24 protein-coding genes are annotated in these 26,140 nt (G+C 71.2%); 15 read left to right on the top strand and 9 right to left on the bottom strand.

The genetic code is table 11. The annotated features are described in order from the left end of the window. The first annotated feature begins 80 nt into the window (after window positions 1-80). The 4 genes from KVF89_RS27155 to KVF89_RS27140 are packed head-to-tail and all read left to right on the top strand — an operon-like array spanning window position 81 to window position 4,018. Window positions 81-323 (top strand): hypothetical protein, encoded by a 243-nt coding sequence (locus tag KVF89_RS27155; protein ID WP_257430258.1) that lies wholly within the window; start codon window positions 81-83, stop codon window positions 321-323. Beyond that, complete coding sequence (locus tag KVF89_RS27150; RefSeq protein WP_257430257.1) at window positions 323-1,846, top strand: sodium:solute symporter family protein; 1,524 nt, start codon at window positions 323-325, stop codon at window positions 1,844-1,846. The genes KVF89_RS27155 and KVF89_RS27150 overlap by 1 nt, the downstream gene beginning before the upstream one ends. 29 nt (window positions 1,847-1,875) lie before the next feature. After that, window positions 1,876-3,201 carry a M20 family metallopeptidase gene (locus KVF89_RS27145; protein ID WP_257430256.1) on the top strand — a complete coding sequence of 442 codons (1,326 nt, stop codon included), beginning with the start codon at window positions 1,876-1,878 and terminating at the stop codon, window positions 3,199-3,201. Between the two features lie 37 nt (window positions 3,202-3,238). Beyond that, complete coding sequence (locus KVF89_RS27140) at window positions 3,239-4,018, top strand: SDR family NAD(P)-dependent oxidoreductase (RefSeq protein WP_257430255.1); 780 nt, start codon at window positions 3,239-3,241, stop codon at window positions 4,016-4,018. A gap of 11 nt (window positions 4,019-4,029) precedes the next feature. Here the strand turns inward: KVF89_RS27140 and KVF89_RS27135 are convergent, their stop codons facing one another. Together KVF89_RS27135 and KVF89_RS27130 are read right to left on the bottom strand one after the other, a co-directional pair. Next, complete coding sequence (locus KVF89_RS27135; protein ID WP_257430254.1) at window positions 4,030-5,040, bottom strand: response regulator transcription factor; 1,011 nt, start codon at window positions 5,038-5,040, stop codon at window positions 4,030-4,032. 114 nt (window positions 5,041-5,154) lie between these two features. Beyond that, window positions 5,155-6,723: an APC family permease gene (locus KVF89_RS27130; protein ID WP_257430253.1), complete on the bottom strand. Its 1,569-nt coding sequence runs from the start codon at window positions 6,721-6,723 to the stop codon at window positions 5,155-5,157. A gap of 217 nt (window positions 6,724-6,940) precedes the next feature. Between KVF89_RS27130 and KVF89_RS27125 the strand changes: the two genes are divergently transcribed. From KVF89_RS27125 to KVF89_RS27080, 10 genes are all read left to right on the top strand, one after another. Continuing rightward, a complete protein-coding gene (locus KVF89_RS27125; protein ID WP_257430252.1) occupies window positions 6,941-8,227 on the top strand; it encodes a class-III pyridoxal-phosphate-dependent aminotransferase in 1,287 nt (428 codons plus the stop codon). Beyond that, window positions 8,227-9,825 (top strand): aldehyde dehydrogenase family protein, encoded by a 1,599-nt coding sequence (locus KVF89_RS27120; protein WP_257430251.1) that lies wholly within the window; start codon window positions 8,227-8,229, stop codon window positions 9,823-9,825. The genes KVF89_RS27125 and KVF89_RS27120 overlap by 1 nt, the downstream gene beginning before the upstream one ends. A 3-nt stretch (window positions 9,826-9,828) precedes the next feature. Beyond that, window positions 9,829-10,431: a BMC domain-containing protein gene (locus KVF89_RS27115; RefSeq protein ID WP_257430250.1), complete on the top strand. Its 603-nt coding sequence runs from the start codon at window positions 9,829-9,831 to the stop codon at window positions 10,429-10,431. Then, complete coding sequence (locus KVF89_RS27110) at window positions 10,428-10,916, top strand: hypothetical protein (protein ID WP_257430249.1); 489 nt, start codon at window positions 10,428-10,430, stop codon at window positions 10,914-10,916. The genes KVF89_RS27115 and KVF89_RS27110 overlap by 4 nt, the downstream gene beginning before the upstream one ends. Beyond that, on the top strand, window positions 10,916-11,173 hold the full coding sequence (locus KVF89_RS27105) for a EutN/CcmL family microcompartment protein (protein ID WP_257430248.1): 258 nt from the start codon (window positions 10,916-10,918) through the stop codon (window positions 11,171-11,173). The genes KVF89_RS27110 and KVF89_RS27105 overlap by 1 nt, the downstream gene beginning before the upstream one ends. 82 nt (window positions 11,174-11,255) lie before the next feature. After that, a complete protein-coding gene (locus tag KVF89_RS27100) occupies window positions 11,256-11,537 on the top strand; it encodes a BMC domain-containing protein (RefSeq protein WP_257430247.1) in 282 nt (93 codons plus the stop codon). A gap of 36 nt (window positions 11,538-11,573) precedes the next feature. Further along, the gene (locus tag KVF89_RS27095) at window positions 11,574-12,221 is read left to right on the top strand and encodes a hypothetical protein (protein ID WP_257430246.1); all 648 of its coding nucleotides are present in this window, start codon (window positions 11,574-11,576) and stop codon (window positions 12,219-12,221) included. Further along, entirely contained in the window at window positions 12,221-13,216 is a 996-nt protein-coding gene (locus tag KVF89_RS27090) for a phosphotransferase enzyme family protein (RefSeq protein ID WP_257430245.1), read from the top strand. The genes KVF89_RS27095 and KVF89_RS27090 overlap by 1 nt, the downstream gene beginning before the upstream one ends. Window positions 13,217-13,238: 22 nt before the next feature. Beyond that, window positions 13,239-14,009 carry a 3-oxoacyl-ACP reductase FabG gene (gene fabG, locus KVF89_RS27085; protein WP_257430244.1) on the top strand — a complete coding sequence of 257 codons (771 nt, stop codon included), beginning with the start codon at window positions 13,239-13,241 and terminating at the stop codon, window positions 14,007-14,009. A gap of 99 nt (window positions 14,010-14,108) precedes the next feature. Next, window positions 14,109-14,897, top strand: coding sequence for a GntR family transcriptional regulator (locus tag KVF89_RS27080; protein ID WP_257430243.1), 789 nt, complete (start codon window positions 14,109-14,111; stop codon window positions 14,895-14,897). A 69-nt stretch (window positions 14,898-14,966) separates the two neighbouring features. On the opposite strand, the gene KVF89_RS27075 is transcribed toward KVF89_RS27080, so the two are convergent. From KVF89_RS27075 to KVF89_RS27050, 7 genes are all read right to left on the bottom strand, one after another. Further along, window positions 14,967-15,275 carry a DUF1416 domain-containing protein gene (locus KVF89_RS27075; RefSeq protein WP_257430242.1) on the bottom strand — a complete coding sequence of 103 codons (309 nt, stop codon included), beginning with the start codon at window positions 15,273-15,275 and terminating at the stop codon, window positions 14,967-14,969. Further along, window positions 15,275-16,123, bottom strand: coding sequence for a sulfurtransferase (locus tag KVF89_RS27070; protein WP_257430241.1), 849 nt, complete (start codon window positions 16,121-16,123; stop codon window positions 15,275-15,277). The genes KVF89_RS27075 and KVF89_RS27070 overlap by 1 nt, the downstream gene beginning before the upstream one ends. Window positions 16,124-16,288: 165 nt before the next feature. Beyond that, on the bottom strand, window positions 16,289-16,369 hold the full coding sequence (locus KVF89_RS30675) for a putative leader peptide (protein WP_372449664.1): 81 nt from the start codon (window positions 16,367-16,369) through the stop codon (window positions 16,289-16,291). A 270-nt stretch (window positions 16,370-16,639) separates the two neighbouring features. Beyond that, complete coding sequence (locus tag KVF89_RS27065) at window positions 16,640-21,121, bottom strand: LamG-like jellyroll fold domain-containing protein (RefSeq protein WP_257430240.1); 4,482 nt, start codon at window positions 21,119-21,121, stop codon at window positions 16,640-16,642. An 11-nt stretch (window positions 21,122-21,132) separates the two neighbouring features. Then, window positions 21,133-21,786, bottom strand: a complete 654-nt coding sequence (locus KVF89_RS27060) for a hypothetical protein (RefSeq protein ID WP_257430239.1) — start codon at window positions 21,784-21,786, stop codon at window positions 21,133-21,135. After that, complete coding sequence (locus KVF89_RS27055) at window positions 21,783-22,616, bottom strand: HoxN/HupN/NixA family nickel/cobalt transporter (protein ID WP_257430238.1); 834 nt, start codon at window positions 22,614-22,616, stop codon at window positions 21,783-21,785. The genes KVF89_RS27060 and KVF89_RS27055 overlap by 4 nt, the downstream gene beginning before the upstream one ends. Window positions 22,617-22,709: 93 nt before the next feature. Beyond that, window positions 22,710-24,548 carry a DUF4012 domain-containing protein gene (locus KVF89_RS27050; protein ID WP_257430237.1) on the bottom strand — a complete coding sequence of 613 codons (1,839 nt, stop codon included), beginning with the start codon at window positions 24,546-24,548 and terminating at the stop codon, window positions 22,710-22,712. A gap of 90 nt (window positions 24,549-24,638) precedes the next feature. Here KVF89_RS27050 and KVF89_RS27045 point away from each other — a divergent pair, with 90 nt between their 5' ends. Further along, the gene (locus KVF89_RS27045; RefSeq protein WP_257430236.1) at window positions 24,639-26,114 is read left to right on the top strand and encodes a tyrosine-protein kinase domain-containing protein; all 1,476 of its coding nucleotides are present in this window, start codon (window positions 24,639-24,641) and stop codon (window positions 26,112-26,114) included. Window positions 26,115-26,140: the final 26 nt, after the last annotated feature.

The raw sequence follows: 26,140 nt of genomic DNA, 5'->3' as shown, positions 1-26,140 counted from the left end.
ACGTGGCCCAGCGCACATAGTTTCAGGCCATCTCGGTCAGACCGAACCCTGGAGGACTCATGAGAAGCGCCATCCGAGCGATGTCGTCACACACCAAGATGACGATCTTCTGGCTGCTGTTCGGCGCCAGCATCCTGCTTGCCGTCTTCCCGCCGCTCTACCTGGCGGGCAGCGGCATCGACACCCCGATCCTCGGCGTCCCGTTCAGCGTCGCCTACTGGATCTTCGACGCCCTGCTCGCCACCGCCGCCGTGTGGCTGCTGTGGATCTTCGAGAACATCCGTGGCGAGGTGGGCGAGGAGCCCGAGGAGGTGGCGGCCTGATGACCTCCATGACCGGATCCATGGCCGTCACCCTCGGGATGCTGACGGCGTTCTTCGCGCTCATCGTGTTCGTGCTCTACGCGACCAACCGCAGCGCGAAGTCGTTCTCCGACTACGCCGTCGGCGGTCGGTCGTTCACCAGCTGGTACATCGCGATGTCCTACACCAACTCGTGGTGGCCGGGTGCGACGTACACCGCCTTCTTCGGGCTCAGCGTCGGTGCCGGCGTGCTCGGGTTCTACGCCCTGGCCTACTCGCTGCTGGGCGTCACCGCGATGTACCTGATGGCCGAGCGGGCCTGGCTCTGGGGCAAGCGCTACGACCTCAAGACCCAGCCGGACATGCTGGGCCTGCGCTTCGACTCCCAGGCGGTGCGGGTCATCGCCAGCGCGATCGGCGTCGTGTGCCTGTTCCCCTGGATCGTCCTCGGCATGCAGGCGATGGGCCTGATCTTCCGCTTCGCCAGCTTCGGCCAGTGGTCGGTGACCACCTGCCTGATCGTCGGCGTCGCCGTGATCGCGGTCCGTCAGATCTGGACCGTCCAGATGGGCATGCGGGGCCTGGTGATCACCGACCTGGTGCAGGGCATCGTCGCCTACGTCCTGGCCGCGCTGGTCTGCCTCGGCATCCTGTTCGGCCCCTCCGACGCGGGCGGCTTCACGGCGCTGAAGGACCTGCCGGACGCCCTGCTCGTCGTGCCGGGCGACGGCGGCAGCTACGGCCCCTGGTACCTCTTCTCGCTCATCGTCACCGGCGTCATCGGCTCGCTGTGCTGGCCGACCAGCTACCAGCGGATCTACACCGCCAAGGGCGTCCGCAGCGTCAAGAAGGGCACGCTGCAGACGATGCTCGTCGCCGGCGGCTTCTACCTGATGCTCACGCTGGTCGCGCTCGCCGCCGCCTCGATGACCGACATCGCCGGCTCCCCGCAGGACGGCTGGTTCACGCTGCTCTACGACCGCGGCGGCCAGTGGCTGCTCGGCATGGCGCTGGTCATCGTGCTCGCCGCGAGCATGGGCTGGATCGACGGCTGCGTCCAGGTCTGTGGCGCCCAGATCGCCAACGACATCGTCCACGTGATCTCCCCGCGCACCGACTTCCAGCTGAAGGTCGTCGCCAAGGGCTCGATGGTCGTGTACATGCTCGCCTCGGCCGTGGTCGCCTACATCGCCTTCGACTACCCACGGCTGCAGCTGCTGGCGCAGATGTCCTACCAGGGCATCGTCCAGCTCGCCGTCCCGATGTTCCTCGGCATGTTCTGGAAGCGCGGCAACAAGACGGCGGCCCTGGCCTCGATGTGCACCGGCTTCCTCGTCGCCGCCGTGCTGACCTGGAAGTACCCGGACGACATGCCCGGCCTCGGCAGCCTCACCGGCGGTGTCGTGGCCCTCGCGATCAACCTCGTCGTGTACGTCGTGCTGGCCTACCTGCTGCCGCAGCCGGAGGAGGAGCGCCGGCGCATCGACGAGCTCTTCGAGGCCGGCCGGTCGCGCCCCGAGCCGTCCCTCACCCCCACCCACTGATCACCACCGATCCGAAACGGAGCTGCGTCATGACATCGCAGGAGACCCACGACCGCGTGCTGGCGGCGGTGGACGCCCTCAAGGACGACCTCGTCGCCACGCTCTCGGAGGTCATCTCGATCCCGAGTGTGAACCCGAAGTACCCCGGCCAGGTGTACGACGAGGTGGTCGGCCTCGAGGGACGCGTGTCCCGCCTCGTGGGCGAGATCTACGAGGACGCCGGCGCCGACGTGGAGTACTGGGCGGTCGAGAAGGGCCGCGACAACGCGGTGGGCACGCTCAAGGGCACCGGCGGCGGCAGGTCGCTCATCTTCAACGGCCACGTGGACGTCGTGCCGCCGGGCAACCCGGACCGGTGGACCTCGGGCGACCCGTTCTCCGGCAAGGTCGACGGCGACCGGGTCTGGGGCCGCGGCGCCAGCGACATGAAGGCCGGCCTCGTGGCGCAGGCGTTCGCGGTCAAGGCGCTGCAGCGAGCAGGGGTCGCACTGAAGGGCGACCTCATCGTCGAGGCCGTCGTCGGCGAGGAGGTGATGGACCACGAGTGCGGCGTCACCTCGACCGTCGAGCACGGCTACCGCGCCGACGCGGCCGTCGTCGCCGAGCCGAGCGGACCCACCAACCTCGGGGTGATCCCCGTGACGCCGGGCCTGCTGTGGTTCTCCGTCACCGTCCAGGGGAAGGCGACGCACTCGTCGATGCGCGGCCAGACCATCCGCGCGGGCGGCGGGGGCAGCGCGGTCGGCGTCAACGCGATCGACAAGGGGATGCTCGTCTTCCAGGCGATGCAGCGCCTGGAGGAGGAGTGGGCGTTCACCAAGACCCATCCGCTCTTCGCGCCGGGCCACTTCACGATCCACCCGGGTGTCGTCCAGGGCGGGCCGCACGGCGTGCTCGTGCCGTTCATCCTGTCGGAGTACATGACCATCGAGTACTGCATCTGGTACCCGCCGCAGGATGATCCCGCCTCGGTCAAGGCCGAGGTCGAGGCACAGATCCGCGCGATCGCGCAGACCGACGGCTGGCTGCGCGAGCACCCGCCGGTCGTGGAGTGGAAGCTCAACTGGCCCGCCAACGACCCCGGCGAGGCGGCGCACGCGATCACCGCCGCGGTCTCGTCGGCCCACGAGCGCGTGTCCGGCCAGACGGCGTACCAGGGGCCGCCTCCGGTGGCCGGCTTCTGCGCCGTCGAGGACTGCAGCTTCCTCACGGCGGCGGGCATCCCGGCGATCAGCTACGGCCCGGGCGACCTGCGGGTCGCGCACGCCGACGACGAGTACTGCCTCATCGACGAGGTCCACCTGGCCACCCGGACGTACGCCTCGCTGGCACTCGACTGGTGCGGCACCGCGTGAGCCTCCCGAACACCGACCACTGAAGAAGGGACCGATCATGATCGACCTCACCGACAAGGTGGCCGTCGTCACCGGCGGATCCTCCGGCATCGGCCGGGCCATCGCCACCACCCTCGCCCGGGGCGGCGCGCACGTCGTCGTCGCCGACCTGACCGAGCAGGCGCGCGAGGGTGGCGAGACCACCACCGCCCTGATCGCCGCCGAGGGCGGCTCGGCGGAGTTCGTGAAGCTCGACGTCACCGCCAGCGCGCACGTGGCGTCGGTCTTCGCCGACCTGGACGAGCGCCTCGGCGGGCTGGACATCCTCGTCAACAACGCGGGCGTGCTGCGCGAGGGCAGCGTGCACGAGACCGACGACGAGACCTGGCGCACCCAGTTCCTCGTCAACGTCGACGGCACCTTCCACTGCACGCGCGAGATGGTGCGCGGCCTGCTCGCCCGCGAGCGGCCGGGCAAGATCGTCAACATCAGCTCGATCAGCGGCTTCCGTGGCAACCCGGGCTTCGCGGCGTACTGCGCGACCAAGGGCGCGATCGTGAACTTCACGCGCCAGGTCGCCCTGGACTACGCGAGCAGGGGGATCAACGTCAACGCGGTCGCTCCCGGCTTCGTCACCACGCACATGACGGCGCTCTACGACCAGGCCACCCACGACGCGCTCGCCGGGCAGACGCCCCGCGGTCGCTGGGCGAGCCCCCAGGACGTCGCCAATGCCGTGCTGTTCCTCGCCAGCCCGCTCGCCGACCACGTCGTCGGCGACAACCTGCTGGTCGACGGCGGCTGGACGATCGGCACGCCGGTCGAGCTGGACGCCTGAGGGACCGGGCGTCAGATGCGGACGAGCAGGGGGGTGGGGATGGGCGCCGCGAGCGGGACGATCCCCTCGGCCACCGCCTTGCTCGCCGCGGCCACCCGGGTCGCGCAGCCGAGCTTGGCGAGGATGTGCTCGACGTGGGTGGCGACCGTGCGCGGGCTCAGCGACAGCGAGAGCCCGATCCCGGGGTTGCCCAGGCCGGCGGCGACCAGGGTGAGCACCTGGACCTCGCGCGGGGAGAGCCGGTACGGCGCCGCCGCCTCGCGCAGCGTCACCAGGACTCCGGTCGCCAGGCGGGTGGTGCGCACCTCGTGGCACCGGCCGGCCGGCGACACCCAGGCGAACCGCGACGGCGGGCCCTCCGGCCGGGCCAGCAGCTCGGCGGTGAGCGGCGAGTCGTCCGCCAGCCAGCGGTCCCGGCGCAGGCCGGGCAGCGCCACGAGCCGCCGGTCGGCCGTGATCAGGCCGGCCTCGGCGGCGTCCTCGAGGAGCTCGGTCCAGCTGTGCCCCTCGGGCGGGCGCATGGCGTCCATGAGCGGCGCGATCACGCGCTGCAACGCGATCAGCGTCTCGACGGCGGAGTCGCTGATCGGCAACGGCGAGTCGGAGCTCAGGTGCAGCGCCCCGGTGTAGCGCCCGTCTCGGGTGAAGAGACAGGTGGTCGACCCCTCCGCGAAGCCGCCCGGGATGAAGACCTCGTGCGCGCTGAACATGTCGCGGTAGTTGGGGATGTCGCACCACCGCAGCGGCCGCGGGTTGCGGAAGCGCATGGTCAGGAACGCCGGGTCGTCGTTGACGAAGCCGTCGTTGAGGTAGGTCAGCACGGGGTCGGAGTAGCCGATCTCGGCCACCGTCAGGTGTCGCTCCTCGACCGGGTCGAAGGTGGACAGCGCGGCCGCCTCGAGCGGGATCGCCTCACCGATGCGCTCCAGGACGGCCGTGGCCCGGACGGTGGCGGGGGTGTGCTCGACGCAGATGGCAGCCACGTCGGCCACCAGGTCGAGCGGCGAAGGACGGCTGCTCATCGGGTCTCCCTGCTGACGATCGGCCCAGCCTACGCTCTGCCCGCCTCCGTCGTACCGGACGGAACGGTCACAAAATCGGTGATTTCACGACCGTTTTGTCCGGTACGACGGGGGTCAGGCGGAGCGTTCCTGGGTGTCCTCGAGGACGATCCGGCCGATCGTGTCGTAGCGCTCCGGCGCGAAGCGCTTGGCCCAGAGGGCGAACAGCAGGCCGGCCACGCCCACCACGCCGACCACCCAGGGCGACAGCTTGAACACGATGTCGCTGGCCGCGGCGCCCGCCGCGAAGCCGGCGTTCTCGACGAGCAGCCAGATCACGTAGACCATGCCGATGCCGCCGATCAGTGGCGCCAGGAGGGTCCGGAACCAGTTGGCCGTCTCCGGGTGCTTCCCCTGCACGTGGAAGTACGCGATGCAGGCGAACGCGGCGAGCGCCTGCACGATCATGATCGCCGTGGTCCCCATGATCGCCATCAGGGCGTAGAGCTGGCCGTAGGGATCGCGGTCGGTCACGAAGAAGAGAAGCACGATCGCGGTCGCGACTCCGGTCTGCACGAATCCCGCGATGTACGGCGAGCCGTGCCGCGGGTGCGAGGCGCCCAGCGTCTTGCCGAAGCCGGGCACGAGGTTCTCGCGGCCGATCGCGTAGATGTAGCGCGACGCGCAGTTGTGGAAGGCCATGCCGCAGGCGTACGAGCCGCTCATCAGCAGGAACTCGAACAGCACGACCGCTCCGTGTCCGAGGTGCTGCTCGACGGGGCCGAAGAAGATCTGGCCGGCGGTACCGCTGTCCTGGGCGAGCGCGACGGCGTTGTCCGGACCGGTGCCGACGATGGCCGACCACGACACGAGCACGTAGAAGAGCCCGATGCCGAGCACGGAGAGCATGGTCGCGAGCGGGATGATCTTCTTCGGGTTGCGCGACTCCTCGCCGTACATCGCGGTCGACTCGAAGCCCACCCACGACCAGAACGCGAAGAAGAGGCCGATGCCGGCCGAGCCGGCCACGACCAGCGTGGCGCCGGTGTCGGGGTGGGTGACGCTGCCGCTGAGGCCCTGGAAGGCGTTGAGCGGGTTGAGCGAGCCGAGCGACCAGCCGTCGGGACCGCCGCCGGAGACGAGGATCGAGACCGTCATTGCGCCGAGCATGACGATCTCGGTGACCAGGAAGACGCCGAGGACGACCGCGGTCAGGTTGATGTCGAAGTAGGTCAGCGCCGAGTTCACGCCGAGCATGAGCAGCGCGTACCAGATCCACGAGATGTCCAGGCCGGTGTGCGTGGCGAAGAAGCCGGCCGCGAAGAACGAGAAGATCCCGACCAGGGCGGCCTCGAACACGACGTACGCGAGGGTCGTCAGGGCCCCGGCGCCCATCCCGACCACGCGGCCCAGACCGTGCGAGATGAAGCCGTAGAACGCTCCGGTCGACGTGATGTGCTTGGCCATCGCCGAGTAGCCCAGCGCGAACAGGCCGAGCACGATCGTGGCGACGAGGTAGCCGGCGGGGGCGTTCGCCCCGCTGCCGAAGCCGATCGCGATCGGCACGTTGCCGACCATCGCGGTGATCGGCGCGGCGGTCGCGACCGCCATGAACATGACCCCCACCAGGCCGACGGCGTTCGGCTTCAGGCGCTGGACCTTCGCGTCGGCGTCCGGTACGGCGCGCGTCTCCTCTGCAGACATGAGGCTCTCTCTCCTGTGCCCAGGGGGCACGTCCGGGTTGTGTCCTGGCTCACACCAGGCCCCGCATGTTGGCACTACCGAACAGACCAAATCAAGGTTTTGGGTCAGACAATTTTTCCAGTTTCCAACCATTGACTTTTTCGGTCCGACCAAACAAGATCCTCAGCACACGGCTTCCGGTGCCGCACGGGGCGGCCACCGACACGTAGGGATGGCGATGCACGACTACGACGCGTTCAGCTTCGACTCGAAGGCAGAGATGCTCGAGAAGTCGGCGCACTACTGGAACCCCGACAAGACGCGGTTCTGGTCCGACAGCGGGGTCGACCTGGTGATCGACCGTCGCGAGGGCTACCTGCTCTGGGACATGGACGGCCGCCGGCTGATCGACGTCCACCTCAACGGCGGCACCTACAACCTGGGCCACCGCAACCCCGAGGTGGTCACGGCGGTGAAGCACGCGATGGACCGCTTCGACGTCGGCAACCACCACTTCCCCTCGCTCGGGCGCACCGCGCTCGCGGAGGTCCTCGTCGAGTCGGCACCGGCCGGCCTGACCAAGGTGGCCTACGCCTCCGGCGGCGGTGAGGCGATCGACATCGCGCTCAAGAGCGCACGGCACGCCATGCAGAAGCGCAAGATCGTCTCGATCGTGAAGGCCTACCACGGCCACACCGGCCTGGCCGTCGCGACCGGCGACGACCGGTTCGCCAAGCTCTTCCTCGCCGACCGGCCCGAGGAGTTCCCCCAGGTCCCCTTCAACGACCTCGACGCGATGGAGCAGGCGCTCCGGGGCCGCGACGTGGCGGCCGTGATCATGGAGACGATCCCGGCGACGTACGGCTTCCCGCTCCCCCGGCCCGGCTACCTGGAGGCGGTCAAGGCGCTCTGCGAGAAGTACGACGCGCTCTACATCGCCGACGAGGTGCAGACCGGCCTGATGCGCACCGGCGAGCTCTGGGGCATCACCAAGCACGGCATCGAGCCGGACATCCTGGTCAGCGGCAAGGGCCTGTCCGGCGGCATCTACCCGATCGCGGCGGTGCTCCTCAGCGAGCGCGCCGGCGCCTGGCTCTACGAGGACGGCTTCGGCCACATCTCGACCTTCGGCGGCGCCGAGCTCGGCTGCGTCGCCGCGCTCAAGACGCTGGAGATCACCCAGCGCCCCGAGGTCCGCTCGATGGTCCACTACATCGCCGACCAGGTCGGTGCGGGGCTGCGGCAGGTCCAGGCGCAGTACCCCGACTGGTTCGTCGGCATCCGGCAGAACGGCGTGGTGCTCGGCCTGGAGTTCGCCCACCCGGAGGGAGCGAAGTACGTCATGCGCCAGCTCTACGAGCTGGGCGTGTGGGCGATCTTCTCGACCCTCGACCCCCGGGTCCTGCAGTACAAGCCGGGCATCTTGATGACGCCCGACCTGGTCGAGGAGCTCCTCGACCGCACCGCGCTGGCCATCGGCCGCGCGGCCGCCGATCCCGCACTCTCGCGCCGGAGGGCCAGCTGATGTCCGACCAGCCCCAGCAGATCGTCACCGCGCCCGGCGCGGCCGGCCACGTGCTCGAGCGGGCGCGCTGGGCGGCGCGCGCGTACGCGTCGTACTCCGCGAGCGACGTCGACCGGATCGTGCGCGCCGTGGCCGACGTGGCCCACGCCCACGCCGAGAAGTACGCCGAGTGGGCCGTGCGCGAGACCGGCTTCGGCGTCGTCGAGCACAAGGTCCGCAAGAACCAGGCCTGCTCGCGCGGCATCGTCGACACCTACGCCGGCCAGGACTTCACGACCCCCCGGGTCCGCATCGACGACAAGATCGTCGAGGTACCGCGTCCCGCCGGCGTCGTGCTCGCCCTGACGCCGTCGACCAACCCGGTCGCCACGGTCTTCTTCAAGGTGATCCTGGCGCTGATGACCCGCAACGCCGTGGTCGTCAGTCCGCACCCGATGGCCAAGGAGTGCTGCCACGACGCTGCTCAGCTGCTGGCGCGGGCAGCGGTCGAGGCAGGCGCCCCGGACGGCATCGTGCAGAGCATCGCCGAGCCGACGATCCCGCTCGTCGAGGCGCTGATGGCCGACGTGCGCACCAACGTGATCCTCGCGACCGGCGGCACCGGCGTGGTCCGGGCGGCGTACAGCTCGGGCAACCCGGCGATCGGCGTCGGACCCGGCAACGTGCCGGTGCTGGTCGACGCGACCGCCGACGTCCGGGCCGCCGCGCAGCGGCTGGTCGAGAGCAAGGCCTTCGACAACTCCGTGCTCTGCACCAACGAGTCGGTGCTCATCGCCGAGGAGGCGGTCGCCGACCAGCTCGTGCGCGAGATGGAGCGGGCCGGCGCGGCCGTGCTCGGCGCTGACGACGCGCAGCGGCTGCGGGACTACATGTTCCCCGACGGCCGGCTCAACGTCGGCGTGGTCGGCAAGGACGCGTCCTGGATCGCCCAGCAGGCCGGGATCCGCGTCGGGGCGCGCACGAAGGTGCTCGTCGCTCCCTTCGCCACCGCCGTGCCCGAGGAGCCCCTCACCCACGAGAAGCTCTCGCCGGTGCTCGGCATGATCCGGGTCCCCGACGCGGCGGCGGGCATCGCGACCGCCCGCGCGATCATCCGGATCGCCGGCGCCGGGCACAGCGCGGCCATCCACTCCACCGACCCCGGCACGGTCATGCGCTACGCCGCCGAGGTGCCCGTCCTGCGGGTCTCGGTCAACGTCGGCAACAGCACGGGCAGCTCAGGACTCGACACCAACCTGGCCCCGACCATGACCATCGGCACCGGCTTCGTCGGCCGCAGCGCGCTCGGCGAGAACCTCCAGCCGAAGCACCTCGTCGACTGGACCCGCATCGCCTACAACAGCGACCCCGCCGAGGCGATGCCGGCCTATGCCGGGCGGAGCCCGTGGCACGACCACCACACGCCGGTGCCGGCGTACCCGCGGCCGTCGAACGACGAGCGCGCGCCCCGCGCGCAGGCGCCCGCGCACGTCGATGCCCTCATCGACCGGATCGGTGCCCGCACCGCCTCGGGCGGCGCCGGCACCGGCGACGCCGCCTTCCGTGAGCAGGTACGACGCCTCGTCGTCGAAGAGCTCTCCCACCTCATCAAGGGCTGACCCATGGCTGAACTGCGTTCCTTCATCTTCATCGACCGGCTCCAGCCGCAGACCCTGTGCTACCTCGGCACCTGGATCAAGGGCACCCTCCCCCGCGCCCACATGGCCGCGCAGATCATCGAGGTGGCTCCCGGCATCGACATCGAGCCGATCACCGATGTCGCGCTCAAGCACGCCGAGGTGGCCGCCGGCGTCCTCGTCGTCGAGCGGCAGTTCGGCTACCTGGAGTTCCACGGCGAGACCGGGTCGGTCAAGGCGGCCGCCGAGGGCGTGCTCGACGCGCTCGGCGCGGATGCCGGCAGCGCGGTGCGCCCGACGATCCTGGCCAGCAAGATCATCAGCTCGATCGACCACCAGCACGCCTTCTTGATCAACCGCAACAAGATCGGGTCGATGGTGCTGCCGGGCGAGTCGATGTACGTGCTCGAGGTGCAGCCCGCGTCGTACGCGATCGTGGCGACCAACGAGGCAGAGAAGGCCGCGGACATCAAGGTCGTCGACTACCGGATGATCGGTGCCACCGGCCGGGTCTACCTCTCCGGCAAGGAGGCCGACGTCCGGCAGGCGGCCGAGGCGGCCGAGGACGCCCTGCGAGGGCTCACGTGACGTCATCCCCCGACCTGCGAGCACTGATCGCGGACGTCGTCCGCGAGGTCGTCGCCGACCTCGCCGGACCGTCGGCGGCCGCCGCGCCTGCGCCGCCCGCGGCGCCGGTACCTCCCGCCGGTGTCGCGGGTGCCGAGCACGTGACGGCGCCGCGGCCACGCGAGCGGGTCGAGGCGGTCCGGATCGGGGACGACGCCGACCTGGACGGGTTCGCCCGGCACCTGCTCGCGCTGTTCGAGAACCCCAAGAACCGCCAGGACCTGCGGGCCGGCCGGCTCCGGTTCCGGCTCGAGGGAGGGGCCACGAGCGCCGTCCCGGAGACCCGGCCCGCGCAGCGGATCGACAGCGGCGCGGTCACCGAGCGCCAGGTCAAGGCCGCCGCCGAGGCGGGCCGCCGGCTGATCCTCGGCCCACGGGCCGTGCTGACTCCCCTGGCACGCGAGAAGGCTCGCGCGCTGGGGGTCCCCATCGAGAAGGAGCGCTGATGCTGAGAGCAGTCGTGACCGGAAACGTCTGGTCCACCAAGAGGATCGACGGCCTGCCCAACGGCGCCTTCCTGGAGGTCGAGGTCCCCGACGACAAGGGCGGCGGCAGCCGCCTGGTCGCCTTCGACGTCCTCGGCAGCGGGATCGGCGAGCACGTCCTGGTCGCCCAGGGCTCCGTCGCCGCCGCCTGGTTCCCCGGGACTCCCCCGCCCGTCGACGCGCTGATCATCGGCTCGGTCGACACCACGCCCGCCTAGGGCACCCTCAGATGTCGGGCGCCACCGGCCCCGTCAACCACCCACCAGCCCCACCGCACCACCAGCACCCAAGGAGCAGCACATGTCCAGCACCGCCATCGGCATGATCGAGACCAAGGGCTTCGTCGCCGCGCTCGCCGCCGCGGACGCCATGGTCAAGGCCGCCAACGTCACCATCACCGACCGCCAGGAGGTCGGCGACGGGCTCGTCGCCGTCGTCATCAGCGGCGAGGTCGGCGCGGTCAAGGCCGCCACCGAGGCCGGGGCCGAGACCGCCTCGCAGGTCGGCGAGCTCGTCAGCGTCCACGTGATCCCCCGCCCCCACGCCGAGATCGGCACCCACTTCGACCTCAGCGCGAAGTAGCCCGCCGTCCCGCCCCACCCGAGAAGAGGAGGTCCGATGACCGCCACCCACGCCCGTACGGAGCTGCGGGTCAACCTGATGGTCGAGGACCTGCAGCCGCAGTTCGCCGCCTACCTGGGCACGCCCACGCGCGCCCGCGGGTACCCGCCCTACGCCGGGGACCACGCGCTCATCATCGAGGTCGCCCCCGCGCTCGCCATCGAGCGTGTGATCGATCTGGCGCTGCGCGCCGTGCCGGCGGTCGAGCCGGGCATCCTCTTCGTGGAGCGGCAGTTCGGCGTGCTGGAGCTGCACGCCTCGTCGCTGGCCGACGTCACCGCCGCCGGCCAGGCGGTGCTCGACGGCACCGGCAGCTCGGCCAGCGACCAGCTCCGCCCGCGGGTGCTCTACCACGACATCATCGAGCACATCACCGACCAGCACGCGGTGATCCTCAACCGCAACCGATCGGGGTCGATGGTGATGCCGGGACAGTCGCTCCTCGTCTACGAGATGACGCCCGCCCTGTTCGCGGCCGTGGCCGCCAACGAGGCGGAGCGGGCGGCGCCCGGCATCACGATGGTGGACGTCCAGTTCATCGGGGCGGCGGGGCGGCTGTACCTCAGCGGCACCACCGAGGACGTCGAGGTGGCCCGCGACCGGATCACCAAGGTCCTGGAGTCGATCGAGGGACGGGAGCACTGATGGACACCGTCGCCGGGGCCGTCGACACCCGGGTCGCGGAGCTGGCCCTGCCGTCGTACGGCTTCAGCCCGGCACGGACCCTGCGGATGATCAACCTCTCCGAGAACGCCACGTTCCTGGTCGAGGACCCGGACGACGGACGCAGCGCCATCCTGCGCGTGCACCGGGTCGGCTACCACTCGCGCGGCGACATCGAGAGCGAGCTCGCCTGGCTCGCCGCGCTGCGCGAGGAGTCCGGTGTCGCCACCTCCGCGGAGATCCCCAACGAGCGCGGCGAGCGGGTCACCACCGTGGTCGCCGACGGCCGGGAGCGGCACTGCGTCCTCTTCGAGCTGGTGCCCGGCATCGAGCCGGACGACGTCGCGCTCGGCACGTCCGACTTCGAGACGCTCGGCGCGATCACCGCGCGGATGCACGAGCACGCCCGGTCCTGGAGCAGACCGCCCGGCTTCCACCGGTTCCGGTGGGACTGGGAGCACTCCCTCGGCGAGCAGCCCCGCTGGGGCCGCTGGCAGGACGGCATCGGCGTCGGCCCGGCCGAGGAGGAGGCGCTGGGGGCGGCCGCTGCGATCGTGCGGGAGCGGCTCGCGTCGTACGGCATGGGAGCGGACCGGTTCGGCCTGGTCCATGCCGACCTGCGGCTCGCCAACCTGCTCGTCGAGGGCGACCAGGTCACCGTCATCGACTTCGACGACTGCGGGCTGTCCTGGTTCATGTACGACTTCGGCACCGCCGTGTCCTTCATCGAGCACGACCCCCGGCTGGCGCAGTGGCAGGACGCCTGGCTGCGCGGATACCGCTCCGTGACGGCACTCGCGCCCGAGCACGAGGCGATGCTGCCGACCTTCGTCATGCTGCGCCGGCTCCTGCTCGTCGCCTGGCTGGGCTCGCACGCCCACTCTCGCGAGTGCCAGGAGCTCGGCCCCGGCTACACCGCCGACTCCGTCGAGCTCGCCCATCGCTATGTGGCGTCCGACGGCGCCACGCTCGCCTGATCCCATCCGAATCGGAGGACCCATGTTCACCTCACTCGCTGGACGCTCCGTCGTCGTCACCGGCGGCAGCAAGGGCATCGGCCGCGGCATCGCCACGGTCTTCGCCCGGGCCGACGCTCGCGTGCTCGTCACCGGGCGGGACGAGGCGTCGCTGCAGGCCGCGTGCGCGGAGATCGGCGGCGCGACGTCGTATGTCGTCACGGACGTGAGCTCGCGCGAGGACTGCGACCGGATGGCCGCGACCGCCGTCGAGCGGCACGGCGGGATCGACGTGCTGTGCGCCAACGCCGGCATCTTCCCCGCGGCCCGGCTCGACGCGATGACGGCCGCGGACCTGCACACCGTGATGGCCACCAACCTCGACGGCACCGTGTTCGCCGTCCAGGCCTGCCTGGACGCGCTGACCGCCAGCGGTCGCGGCCGGATCGTGGTGACCTCGTCGATCACCGGGCCCTACACCGGCTACCCGGGCTGGTCCCACTACGGCGCCAGCAAGGCCGCCCAGCTCGGCTTCGTCCGGACGGCGGCCCTGGAGCTGGCGCCCCGCGGCATCACCATCAACGCGGTGCTGCCCGGCAACGTCGCCACGGAGGGGCTCGACGGCCTCGGCGAGGACTACCTCGCCGCGATGGCCGCCAGCGTGCCCCAGAAGCGCCTCGGCAGCGTGGCCGACATCGGCAACGCGGCGCTGTTCTTCGCCACCGAGGAGGCCGGGTACGTCACCGGTCAGAGCCTGGTCGTCGACGGCGGGCAGATCCTCCCGGAGTCGCTGCAGGCGCTCGAGGAGATCTGAGCCTGCATCCGGGCCGACCGGACATGGTCGGGTACCGTTTCGTCCACCTGGTCAGACCAATCGGGCGGTTCGCCGGGACGCACCGGAGAGGAGCGAGGCATGGCCAACGAGCACGCCGTCGCGGAGACGCTGCGGCGCCGGATGCTGACCGACATCGGCTCCGGCACCCTCCCCCCGGGTGCCCGGCTGGGCAGCGAGCGCGAGCTCTCCGAGCACTACGGCGTCAGCCGGGCCACGCTGCGCCAGGTGCTCGCCGCGCTCGAGGAGGCCGGACTGGTCCGCCGTGTCGCCGGCCGCGGCGGCGGCACCTTCATCAACCACGCCAAGGTCGAGCACGACCTGACCAAGGTGGTCGGCGTGCCCGCCTACCTCGCCCGGCAGGGCTACTCGGCCGGCACCCGGGTCGTCGCGACCAAGATGGGCGTCGCCGACGCGCCGACCCGCCGCGCGCTCCAGCTGGGTGAGGGCGACCTCGTGGTCGACGTACGCCGGCTGCGGCTGGCCGACGGCACGCCGTTCTCGCTCGACCACGCCCGCCTGCCGGCCGACCGCTTCCCCGGCCTGCTGGAGCAGCCGCTGGGCGGCTCGATCTACGAGCTGATCGAGAACGACTACGGCATCGCCATCGCCGACGCCGAGGAGGTCGTCGAAGTGGTCCACGCGACCGACGAGGAGGCGGCGCTTCTCGGCATCGCCGTCGGCGACCCGCTGGTCTCGATCACCCGGACGACGTACGACACGACCGGAACACCCTTCGAGTTCTCCCACGACCTCTTCCGCTCGGACCGGGTGCGGATCACCCTGCGCACCCCGGGCCGCGGACTGCGCGGCATCCCCGGAGGCGACACCCCGCACTTCGCCACGATCTCCTCGGTCCCCGCGGGCTGACCGGGAACGCCAACGGCCCGGACGACCTGTGAACACGGGTCGTCCGGGCCGTTGCGGCGTGCGGGGGTCTCAGATGGAGATGAGGACCTCGGCGACCGAGCCGGTCTGCGCCTGGACGACGCGGTCGACCGGGTCGGCCTTGGGGGCCAGCGTGCGCAGCGTCCACTGGCCGTCGCCGGCGAAGAACCGGAAGTGGCCGGTCGCGGAGGTCGGGACCTCCGCGGTGAACTCACCGGTCTGGTCGAGCAGCCGGACGTAGGCGCTCGCCACGGGCGCCGCGTCCTCACCGTCGCCGCGGACGACCTGGCCCTGGATCACGGCCTCCTTGGCGACGTTGACGCCGTCGAGCGACAGGCCGCCGACCTTCGCGCCGCACATCAGGCGTCACCGGGCTCGTCGCCGAGCGCGATCGGAACGCCGACGAGGGAGCCGTACTCGGTCCACGAGCCGTCGTAGTTCTTGACGTTCTTCTTGCCGAGGAGCTCCTGCAGCACGAACCAGGTGAGCGAGGAGCGCTCACCGATGCGGCACAGCGCGATGGTGTCCTTGGTCTCGTCGAAGCCGACCTCGGCGTACAGCGCCTGCAGGTCCGCGTCGGACTTGAAGGTGCCGTCGTCGTTGGCGTTCTTGCTCCACGGGACGTTGACCGAGGTCGGGATGTGGCCGGCGCGCTGCGACTGCTCCTGCGGGAGGTGGGCCGGCGCGAGGAGGCGTCCGGCGAACTCGTCGGGGCTGCGGACGTCGACCAGGTTCTGGGTGCCGATCGCGGCCACGACCTCGTCGCGGAAGGCGCGGATCGAGCTGTCCTGCTCCTGCGCGGTGTAGGTGGTGGCGGCGCGCGTGGGCAGCTCGTCGGTCAGCTCGCGGCTGTCGAGCTCCCACTTCTTGCGGCCGCCGTCCATGAGCTTGACGTCCTGGTGGCCGTACAGCTTGAAGTACCAGTAGGCGTAGGCCGCGAACCAGTTGTTGTTGCCTCCGTAGAGGATGACGGTGTCGTCGTTGGCGACACCGCGCTCGGACAGCAGCGCCTCGAACTGAGCCTTGTTGACGAAGTCGCGGCGGACCTGGTCCTGCAGGTCGGTGGTCCAGTCGAGCTTGATGGCACCCTTGATGTGGCCCTTGTCGTAGGCCGTGGTGTCCTCGTCGACCTCGATGACGACGACCTTGTCGGTGCCGAGGTTGTCCTCGACCCACTGGGTGGAGACGAGTGAATTCTCGCGGCTCATGATGATTCCTTCTGGTGGTTGCGATGGTGCGGTACGACGGACGGTGCTCCTGCACGTCCTACTGGCGGGGCAGCACGACGAACGCACAGGACAGCGCCTGGGCGCACGAGCGCGCCGCGGAGACGACGGGTGAGACGGCCGACTGGCCGGGAACTCAGAGACCCGTCAGCAGGGTCGACACAGCGCCGAGCTGACGCGGCAGTTGTCCACCGCGCGCCGCTTGGTCAGCAGCAGGGTCGTCGACATGAGGAAGAGCCTAGGCGGCTTTGCCGGATCCATGAACTCGCCCTTCCGAATACTGAGACGCATGCCCACATATTGAGATACGCGGCTCGAGTTCCCCGTTGAGTCGGCGGATCTGACCCGTCGAGTCGGCCCATCTGACCCGTCGAGTCGGCGGATCTGACCCGTTGAGTCGGCGGATCCTCGCGTTGAGTCGTCACTCCTGACACCGTCGCCTCAGCGACGGGCAGAAGTGACGACTCAACGGGTCAGATGTGACGACTCAACGCCACCTCATCGCTTGCGGACCGTGAACACCGCCTTGTCCTTGGCGTACGCCGCGCTGCCGGCGTACTTCGCCTTCACCTTCCAGGTGCCGGGCCTGAGCCGCGCCTCGCACTTCGCGACGCCGTCCTCGATGGTCGCCACGCACAGGGTGCGCCCGCCGCTGCGGAACACCACCTGCCCGGTGGCTCCCGCGGCGACGCTCGCCCGCAGCAGAACCCGCTTGCCCTTCGCGAGCGAGGCCTTCTTGGCCTTGGCCTTCAGGCCCGGGTCCGCCTTGGCCGCGTCCGCCACCTTCAGCACGAAGGAGCGCTGCGACTCACGGTGCTCGTCGTCGCCGTCGTAGAGCGCCGTCAGCACGTAGTCGCCGGGCGGCGGCAGCACCGACACGGTGCAGGTCGCGACGCCGCCGGAGACGGCCGCCTCACACAGCTGGTCCTCGCCGTTGAGGAAGCGGACCTGGCCCGTGGCGCCGGTCGGGCCGACCTTCGCGGTCAGCGTCAGGCCGGTGCCGAAGATGGCCGTCGTGTTGGCCACCGTGACCGTCGTGACGGCACGGGAGTCGACCGGCTCGACGACCTGGACCACGCGGTGGGCGATCGCCTGGTTGCCGTTGGTGTCGGCGACGACATAGCTGAGCGCGTAGCTGCCCGCCCGGTCGATGTCGACGTCCCCGATGACGTCGACCTGGTCCCGGAGGTCACCGTCGACGGCATCGGTCGCCGTGACGCCCGCCATCGGGTCGAAGGCCTCGCCGACCGTCACCGTCGTCTCCTCCGGCACCGAGATGGTCGGCGCCGTGACGTCCGTGCCGGCGGCCGTCGCTCGGAACACCGTGCCGAACTGGCGCAGCGAGCCGATCCGGTCGCCCGACTGCGTGCGGCTCTCCGCCGTCCAGGCGTAGACCTCGCCCTCCGTCAGCTCCTTCCACTCGACGGTGGCGGGCCAGCCCGACGTGGCGGTCTGCACGCCGATCACCTCGGCGGTCGGGGTGACCACCGTGAGCCCGTCGGTCGAGAACGTCGTGGTGCGGCTGGAGAGGTCGACCGGCAGCACCAGGTTGTCCTCGGCGCCGTTGTAGCGCTTGCGGTCGTCGTACTCGGTCGCACCGAAGTTGTCGAAGTGCGGCGAGTAGGTGTCGATGCTGACCTCGGACCGGTCGACGTCGAACTGGAGCAGCCGGAGCCAGCTCGCGCCGAACTGCAGCAGGTCGGTCGCCTTGTGGTCCGTGACGCCGTCGCCGTCGAGGTCGATGTTGCCGCTGCTGTCGACCTTGTCGGGCCACAGCTCACGCGCGGACACCTTGTAGAACTGGTAGTCCGCGAGCAGCTCGACCACGTTGTGCTGCACGGTCGCGCCCACGCCGGTCTTCAGGTTGGTGCCGACGCCGTGCTCGTGGCCGGCCAGGATCAAGAAGACGTTCGGGTTCGCCGAGACGACCTCGTCGTACAGCTTCGAGCCGTCGCCGGAGAAGCTCGCGCCCCGTCCGTCCTTGGCGGTGGAGGGAGCGATGTAGGCGTGCGTCAGCAGGATGCCGTTGCGGTCGGGGTAGCGCTCGAAGACCGAGCTGGCCCAGTCCGCCTCCTCCTGGGTGACGCCGTAGGACAGGCCCACGGCGACGAAGTCCAGGCCACCCGCGGAGAACAGGATGTAGTTGTTCTGGTTGTCCTGGCCCGGCGTGCTGACGTTGCCCTCGGAGTCGGTCGTCTCGTCCCAGGCGTGGTACGACGCACCGGTCGGCCAACCCTTCGCGACCTCGTAGTAGCGGTCGGGCCCGTAGTACCGGTTGAACCGCGACGTCGGACCGGTCTCGTTGCCGAGCTGGTTGTCGTGGTTGCCCGCGATGACCTGGTTCGGGATGCCGGAGCCGTCCAGCGTCTCCTGCGCGTCGGAGGTGAACTCGAACTCGCGGGTGACCTGCTCGTCGAGACCCGGGTAGAGCAGCCCGCCGCTGCCGTTGGTCGCCAGCGGGTTGTAGTAGTCGTTCTCGATGATGTCGCCCGTGTGCCCGGCCCACTTGATCTTGCGCGGACCGGCCTGGTCGGCGATCCATTCGGTGGTGGCGCGGTAGGCCCGGTCCCAGATCGCCCGCTCCGCCTCCTTCATCACATCCGACGGCTCGGCGTTGCCGTCCCAGTCGTCGTAGGTACCGCCCGCGGCACCCTCGGCGAGGTACTGGGTGTCGGTGAAGTGGGCCAGCGAGAAGTCGTAGTCCTCCGGGTCCTCGAACCGGTCCTTGTCCACCGGAACGGCTGCCGCCTCGTCACGCGGGGCGAGGTCGTCGGCGAACGGGTCGGTGCCGAGCACCAGCAGGTGCACGGTGCCCTGGTCGACCATCGCCGGGCGGACGACGGCGTTGAGGACGGTGTCCCCGTCGCGTACGCCGCGGGCCGTGGCGAGCTCGGCCCACCGCGAGGTCTCGGTGTTCCAGGCGTGCAGGGTGACGGACCGCTCCGGGTCGACGACGCCCTTCCAGACGACCTGCTGGCCGGTGACGGCCGCGCCGACCTCCACGTCGAAGCGCTGGAACGGGATGTCGCCGCTGGTGGCGCTGGCCTTCGCCTCGCCGTCGTCGGGCGTGAGCTCGCCCGCGATCGGCTGCTCGTCCTCGTGCGCGAAGTCCAGGGTCGTCGGGACCTTCTTCACCACACCCTGCACACCGCCGTCGGCGACGGTCGCGGTCGCCTCGCGGAAGGTCGTGGTGACCTCGCCGCCGTCGGGGCTGGTCGCGATCGCGGAGAGCTGGACGACGCCCTTGCCCTCCCCGGAGCCGGTGCCGCCGCCGGTGGGGATGGTGTCGGACTCGAACGGGACCTCGAAGGCGATCTCCTTGCCGAACACGTCGACCGCGGACGCCGTGATGGTGTGCGCGCCGGCCCGCAGGCCGGGGCCGACCAGGTCGCCCTCGGCGACGGGCTCACCGTCGAGGAGGTAGGTCCAGCCGGTGGCGTTGTCCTCGTGCGCGATGTCGAGGTCGAGCTCGACCGGCGTGGTGAGGTGGTCGCCGGCCGCCGGCACCGAGGAGGTCAGGCTGACGCCCGCGTCCGGGTGCTCGCCGAAGGCGGCGATGTCGAGCGCCTTGATCTCCGTGTCGTTCAGCGCGCGGCTGTAGATGCGGGCGTTCGCCAGCTTGGCCGGGGCGTAGAACTGCGCGCCGGCGTTGGGCGAGGAGTCGGCGCCGAGAGTCCAGGCGCGGGCCGTGGCATTGGGCAGGGTGAGGGCGCCGGTGGCCGGCGTCGTCGCGGCGAGTGCTCCGTCGACGTACAGCCGGATCTCGGTGCCGGTCCACAGGCCGACGACGTGGTGCCAGCGGTTGGCGCTGAAGGTGGCGCGGGCGGTCTTGTAGCCACCGCCGATGTGCGCCATCAGGCCGATCTTGTCCTCGTTGATGTAGATCGAGAGGCCGCCGGCCTCCTTGCCGGAGCAGACCGCGGCCTCGGTGCTCCGCGGCAAGGTGCCCAGGTAGCGGAAGGTGCACTCGAGGGTGACCGCATTGCTGATCTCGCCCCAGTGCGGGGTGAGCGCGTAGCCGTAGGCGTCATCACCGTCGAAGGTCACGACGTCACGCCCGAGCGCGTTGTCGTGCGCGATCGTCGGGCTGCCGAAGGTCTTGACCGCGAGGTCGCGGACCCGCTCCTTGGGCGTACCGTCCGCGAAGTCGACGTCGAGCACGTCCGCCGCGGGCGTCGGTACGGCGGTGTCCCACTCCGCCGCGAGGGCCTTCGCCTCGTCGGCGGTGACGGCACGGGAGAAGACGCCGGAGGCCGCGAAGGTGCTCGGCGGAGCGGGCTGACCGATGCCGGTCGGGCTGGCGTCGGCACCCACGATGAAGCGCTGGGCCGCGGCCGCCGGGGCGGTCAGGGCGCCGGCGGCCGGCGTGGTCTGGGCGAGCTGCCCGTTGACGTAGAGCTTGATCTGGCTGCCGTCCCAGGTCGCGACGGCGTGGTACCACCGGTCCCCCTCGATCGGCGTGAGAGCACTCTTGTAGCCGCCGCCGATGTGGCCCATGAAGCCCAGGTTGCCGCCGGTGACGTACATCGACAGGCCGCCGGCCTCCTTGTCGGAGCACAGGTCCATCTCCCGGACCACCGGCATCGCGGTGTCCACCCGGAACACGCACTCGATGCTGGCGCCGGTCGTCAGCTTGGGCCACTGCTCCTCGAAGGCGAAGCCGACCGCGTCGTCGACGCCGTCCACCGTCATCACCGGGCCCTGCCGGTCGTCGGTGCCGTACGTCGGGGTGCCATAGGTGATCGGCGCCAGCGACTGGGCGGCGTCCGTGGGCACGCCGCCCGGGAAGCCGACGTCGAGGATGTCCGGGGTGGGCGCCGGTTCGGCGGCGGCGGTGGCGGTGGCGGCCTGCGGCAGCAGCGTCGGGGCTGCGGCGGGTGCGGCCTGACTCGGCATGGCCAGCAGGCCACCCGAGGCGACGGCCGCCGCGACCACCGAGGTGGCGAGCAGCCGGAGCCTGCGCATCGGTCGTGCGGGCACGACATGTCTCCTTAGGGGGTGAGGGTGGGAGGGAGCCGCCGCCTGCGCCGGGCCACGACGGCCCCGGCGACGGCGACGAGGAGCACGGCGCCGAGGACGCCGCCGATCTGGAGGGCGGCGCTGGACCCGGTGCCGAGGGACTGCTCCCGCGGGGCACCGCCGGTCGTGCCGTCGCCGGTGCCGGCGACGCCGAGCGACCAGTCGTGGCTGGGCGCGTCCGCACCGTAGACCTGGTGCTGGCCGTCGGGCCCGGTGGCGAGGGTGCGGTACGCCGGGTGCAGGTCGGTCAGCGTGCTGACCGCGACCGTCGCGAGCCCCGGTGCCTCGGCACAGGCGAAGACGAGGTCGGCCCCGTCGACGATCAGGTCGCCGGTGGCCTCGACCCGGCCGGCGCACGCCTGGCCGGCGGCGCTCACCGTGACGTGCTCGAGGAGGTACTCCTCGACCTCCGGGGCCTGCTCCACGAGCGCGGCGTCGCCGTCGTCGTAGGTGATGGCGCCGTCGAGCATGACCCGGTCCTCGGGCAGCACGCCGAGGTGGATGCCGAGCAGCGTGAGGTCGTCGGCCGCGCCGACCTTCCAGGTGACATGGACGACGGCGGGGTCGTCGGCGTCGGCCGCGATCTCGACGGTCTGCGGATCACCGAACGGATGCGCGGCGATCATGCCGCTCCCGCCAGCTGTCCGACCGCCGTCGTCGTGAGCACGCCACCGATCACCGTGATGCTCGCGGCCGCGAGCACCGGCGCGATCCGGGTCGCCGCGGCGACGAGGGCGCGCGACTCGGCGGCTCGCAGCACGACGTTGCGGCCGGCCAGCGCGAGCAGGCCGACCCCGAACAGCACCGTGGCCAGGCCCAGGCCGAAGGTGATCACCAGCAGCAGGGCGAACCCGGAGCGGCCGGTGAAGATGCCGGTCACCAGCACCAGGAACGCCGCCGGCGACGGGGTCAGGCCGCCGGACATGCCGAGCAGGACCAGCCCGGGGCGACTGGGGCCGTGGCCGTGGCCGTGCCCATGACCGTGCCCATGACCGTGGCCGTGCCCATGACCATGCCCGTGCCCATGACCGTGCCCATGACCGTGTCCAGGACCGCCGCGGAGGTGGCGGCGGAACAGCCAGACCCCCACGCCGATCACCAGCACGCCCGCGAACAGCTGGAGCGCGCTGGTCAGCCGCTCGAGCGAGAGCAGGTCCGAGAGCGAGAGGAAGGTCCACGCGACAGCGACGACGAGGACCGAGACGGTGTGCATGACCGCCACCGAGACCCCGAGCCACGCGGCATCGCGGACCTTGCCGTCGGAGCCGACGAGGTACGCCGCGGCGAGGCTCTTGCCGTGCCCGGGGCCGACGGCGTGGGCCGCGCCGGCGGCGAAGGCGAGCAGGAACGCCACGGGCACGAAGCCGGGCGCGCCGACGAGGTCGACCAGGCGGTCATCGAGGGAGGGGACGAGAAGGGCATCGGCCAGTCGCGCCACCGGGGAGGTGGGGGGCACGGACAGTCATGTTCACGACGCCGGGTGACGGCAGTGCCGTGGATCCGTGGCGGCGCGGTGACCCGAAGGTAAAGAACTGGGGCCGGGCCGCGGTCAGCGGATCGCGCAGGCCGACGGCACCGTCGCGTTGGAGCTCACCGGGCGCGACCCCGGGCTGACCTCGACCTCGATGTCCCCGTCCTGGGCCTGGCCGCCGCGCATGACGAAGGAGAGGCGGTGCCGCTCCTGGGGCGCGAGGGAGACCGCGACCCGGACCAGGTCGCGCCCCTCGAACGGCACCGCGTCGATGGACTGCGGACGCCCGTCGACCTCGACCTCCTCGACCTCGCCGCCGACCGGAGTCGTCAGATAGATCACCAGCAGCTGGTGGCCGGGGGCGACCCGCACACCCGGGTAGGTCGCCCCGGTGATCGCGGGCGGCAGCTGCCCGACGTCGGGCGGGGTGTCGCTGTGGAGCTCCACCTCGCCGGCGATCGACTGCCGGCGGCCGACGCACGAGCGCGCGAAGACGCGGGCGTCGTACGCGAGGTAGTACTGCATCTTCGTGGGGCCGGCGTCGTTGAGATAGATGCCGACCTGCGGTCCGGCGCTCCCCTCGGGCGTGAACTCGCCCGCGATCGCGGTGCCCGCGATCTCCTGCTGCGCCTCGGGCTCGGTCAGGGCGAGCCGGACCCGGCCCTCCTGGACCCCGCGCACCAGACCGGTGAGGACGGCGACCGAGTTGCCCGAGCCGTCGGCGAACGCGTCGAACACGGCCTCGGCGACGGCCTGCTGGTAGTCGCTGTGCACGTCCCGGTCCTCGCTGAGGCGGTAGATCTGGTTCTCCACGGCGGCGACGACCGTGTCCGAGGTGACCGCCGGATAGCCCGGGACGGGCACGGCGCCGGTGCCGGCGAGCAGGTAGCTCACGGCGACGGGGTCGACGAAGATGACGCCGTCCACCCGTCCGCCGCGGGCCTGCTGCCAACGGGTACGGAGCAGCTGCGCGGCCCGCCCGAAGTCCGGGGTGAGGGTGGCGTCGACGGGATAGACGCCGAGGAGCTCGCCGAAGGCCTCCCGCTCCTCGGCGCTCAGCGGGAGGATGGGCTGGTCGGAGCTTCCGAGATCGGCGGCGTCGGCCTGCTCGACGACCTCGACCTCGCCCCGGTCGGCCCGCACCAGGGTCAGTGCGCCCGGGAGGCCACCGCTGCTGCGTGCCTCCGCGTTGTTCTGCAGGACCATCAGGAAGTGGCGCGGCCGGTCGTCGCCGATGAGGCGGGGGATCAGCCGAGCGGCGCGGTAGGTGGTGTCGAGGGTCTGCCGCGCGTCGACGACGAGGTCGCGCAGCTCGTCGAACCGATGCCGCACGGGGCCGACGAAGGAGGTCGGGTCGACGTCGGCGAGCGCGGCGTCCGCGCTGTCGAAGGCCGCCTCGCTGCGCTGGGCCGGGTCGGCCAGCCCGGCGATCGCGTCGACCGGGAAGGCGTGGTCCTGTGGCCGGAAGGCCTCGCCCGAGACCTCCTCGGCGGCGTCGGCCAGCGGCGGCAGTCCGTCCCTGCCGAGGTCGGCGAGCACCCCCGAGACCACGGCGATGCCGTCGAGGTCGTCCCCGAGGACCGGCAGCAGCTCGAGCGTGGACCAGGTCAGGCCACCGGTGCGGGCCTCCGCGGTCTCGGCGGCATCGCGGTACTCCGCCATCGCCCGGCGGGCGCCGTCGGCGTCCCCGCGGATGAGCGCGGCACGCATCACCTCGGCGCGGGTCGCCACCTCGGCGAGCGCCCGGCTGGTGGACCACAGGGTCCAGCTCACCCAGGTGCCCGCCACGAGCAGGACCGCGGCCAGGAGCAAGAGGCCACGGTGCCGGCTCCGGACCAGGTGACCGAGCCGGCGCCGCAGTCGCTCGATCGGTGTCCGCGGCCGGCTGCGGCGCCGGCGGCGCCGCTCGGTCGACATGGGGCTGAGCATAGTGGTGGTCACGCGCCGACGTGTGGCGTCCTGCGCCACCAGGAGCGGTGACCGCCTACACTTTCGACCGCCGGCTGCGTGCCGGATCACACTGCCCCTGCACACGCGAGGACGAGGGTCGACACGTTGGACTTCAAACAGTTCGTCGGAGTGCTCCGACGCCGGTGGCTCAGTGTCGTCGCGCTCATGGCAGTCGGAGTCGGTGTCGCCTCACTGCTGAGCTTCGTCGTCCTCACGCCGAAGTACGAGTCGAAGTCGACCGTCTTCCTCAGCGTGGACGTGCGGGAGAGCACCGACGCGATCACGGCGCTGTACTTCGCGCAGACCCGGGCCACGGCGTACGCCGACCTGGCGCGCAGCCAGGAGCTCTCCCAGCGCGTGATCGACGCCCTCGACCTCGACATGACCCCCGGACAGCTCGCGGGTGAGATCACCGCCGAGGTCGTCGAGACCACCTCGCTGATCCAGCTCAAGGTGACCGACACCTCGGCCCGGCAGGCCCAGACGATCAACGACGTCCTCACCGACCAGTTCACCCGCTACATCTCCGAGCTGGAGACCCCGGGCGGGACGTCGTCGGGCGAGTCGCCCCAGATCACCGCGCAGATCACCGACAAGGCGAGCTACAACCCGTCCCAGGTGAGCCCCCGCACCGCCCTCTACCTCGTGGTGGCCGGCCTGGTCGGCCTGCTGCTCGGCATCGCCCTCGCCCTCGTGCGCGAGCTGTTGGACCGGACGATCCGGACCGCCGACCACGTCAGCGAGATCACCGAGGCCCCCGTCCTGGCGAGCGTCGGGTTCGACACCGACATGCGCAACGCTCCCCTGCTGACCGACCTCGGCGGGTTCGCCGCGCGCACCGAGGCGTTCCGGCTGCTGCGCACCAACCTGCAGTTCATCGACCTCGACAACCAGCCGCGCTGCCTGGTGATCACCAGCGCCGTGCCCGGCGAGGGCAAGACCATGACGGCCACCAACCTCGCCGTCGCCCTCGCCCAGACCGGCCGCAACACCCTGATCATCGACGCCGACCTGCGCCGTCCCCGGGTCGCGACCACCCTCGGCCTCGACCCGGCGATCGGCCTCACGACGGCCCTGATCGGCCGCACCGAGATCCACGACGCGATCCAGGTCCACGAGGCCAGTGGCCTGCACGTGCTCGCCTCCGGCGCCAAGCCCCCGAACCCGACCGAGATCCTGCAGTCCCGGATCACCCAGGACCTCCTGCAGCGGCTGCGGGCGTCGTACGACATCGTGATCATCGACGCGCCGCCGCTGCTTCCGGTCGCGGACACGTCGGTCCTGGCCACCATCGGCGACGGCGTCATCCTCGTCGTCCGCCACGCCGAGACCACGCGCGACCAGGTGGCCGAGGCCGTCAAGCGACTCAACCAGGTCGGCGGCCGGCTCTACGGCATCGTGGTCAACATGGTCGCCAAGCGCGCGATCGGCTCCTACTACTATTACTACTACGAGGAGACCAGCCCCGAGCGCGGCAAGTCCGGCCGCTCGGACGGCTCGGCTTCCGGGGGCAAGCGCGCCGCGTCGCGCTGAGCACCGTCACCCGGACATTGACACGG

The sequence above is a fragment of the Nocardioides carbamazepini genome (assembly GCF_024614185.1).
GTDB lineage: Bacteria > Actinomycetota > Actinomycetes > Propionibacteriales > Nocardioidaceae > Nocardioides > Nocardioides carbamazepini.
The sequence above is the reverse complement of the archived record's forward strand: the minus strand, read 5'-3'. Positions and strand labels throughout refer to the sequence as shown.

Excerpts from the sequence above, each read along its gene's own strand:
- KVF89_RS27155 (WP_257430258.1), top strand. The coding sequence starts at position 81 with ATGTCGTCACACACCAAGATGACGATCTTCTGGCTGCTGTTCGGCGCC.
- KVF89_RS27150 (WP_257430257.1), top strand. The coding sequence starts at position 323 with ATGACCTCCATGACCGGATCCATGGCCGTCACCCTCGGGATGCTGACG.
- KVF89_RS27145 (WP_257430256.1), top strand. The coding sequence starts at position 1,876 with ATGACATCGCAGGAGACCCACGACCGCGTGCTGGCGGCGGTGGACGCC.
- KVF89_RS27140 (WP_257430255.1), top strand. The coding sequence starts at position 3,239 with ATGATCGACCTCACCGACAAGGTGGCCGTCGTCACCGGCGGATCCTCC.
- KVF89_RS27135 (WP_257430254.1), bottom strand. The coding sequence starts at position 5,040 with ATGAGCAGCCGTCCTTCGCCGCTCGACCTGGTGGCCGACGTGGCTGCC.
- KVF89_RS27130 (WP_257430253.1), bottom strand. The coding sequence starts at position 6,723 with ATGTCTGCAGAGGAGACGCGCGCCGTACCGGACGCCGACGCGAAGGTC.
- KVF89_RS27125 (WP_257430252.1), top strand. The coding sequence starts at position 6,941 with ATGCACGACTACGACGCGTTCAGCTTCGACTCGAAGGCAGAGATGCTC.
- KVF89_RS27120 (WP_257430251.1), top strand. The coding sequence starts at position 8,227 with ATGTCCGACCAGCCCCAGCAGATCGTCACCGCGCCCGGCGCGGCCGGC.
- KVF89_RS27115 (WP_257430250.1), top strand. The coding sequence starts at position 9,829 with ATGGCTGAACTGCGTTCCTTCATCTTCATCGACCGGCTCCAGCCGCAG.
- KVF89_RS27105 (WP_257430248.1), top strand. The coding sequence starts at position 10,916 with ATGCTGAGAGCAGTCGTGACCGGAAACGTCTGGTCCACCAAGAGGATC.
- KVF89_RS27100 (WP_257430247.1), top strand. The coding sequence starts at position 11,256 with ATGTCCAGCACCGCCATCGGCATGATCGAGACCAAGGGCTTCGTCGCC.
- KVF89_RS27095 (WP_257430246.1), top strand. The coding sequence starts at position 11,574 with ATGACCGCCACCCACGCCCGTACGGAGCTGCGGGTCAACCTGATGGTC.
- KVF89_RS27090 (WP_257430245.1), top strand. The coding sequence starts at position 12,221 with ATGGACACCGTCGCCGGGGCCGTCGACACCCGGGTCGCGGAGCTGGCC.
- fabG (WP_257430244.1), top strand. The coding sequence starts at position 13,239 with ATGTTCACCTCACTCGCTGGACGCTCCGTCGTCGTCACCGGCGGCAGC.
- KVF89_RS27080 (WP_257430243.1), top strand. The coding sequence starts at position 14,109 with ATGGCCAACGAGCACGCCGTCGCGGAGACGCTGCGGCGCCGGATGCTG.
- KVF89_RS27075 (WP_257430242.1), bottom strand. The coding sequence starts at position 15,275 with ATGTGCGGCGCGAAGGTCGGCGGCCTGTCGCTCGACGGCGTCAACGTC.
- KVF89_RS27070 (WP_257430241.1), bottom strand. The coding sequence starts at position 16,123 with ATGAGCCGCGAGAATTCACTCGTCTCCACCCAGTGGGTCGAGGACAAC.
- KVF89_RS30675 (WP_372449664.1), bottom strand. The coding sequence starts at position 16,369 with ATGTCGACGACCCTGCTGCTGACCAAGCGGCGCGCGGTGGACAACTGC.
- KVF89_RS27060 (WP_257430239.1), bottom strand. The coding sequence starts at position 21,786 with ATGATCGCCGCGCATCCGTTCGGTGATCCGCAGACCGTCGAGATCGCG.
- KVF89_RS27050 (WP_257430237.1), bottom strand. The coding sequence starts at position 24,548 with ATGTCGACCGAGCGGCGCCGCCGGCGCCGCAGCCGGCCGCGGACACCG.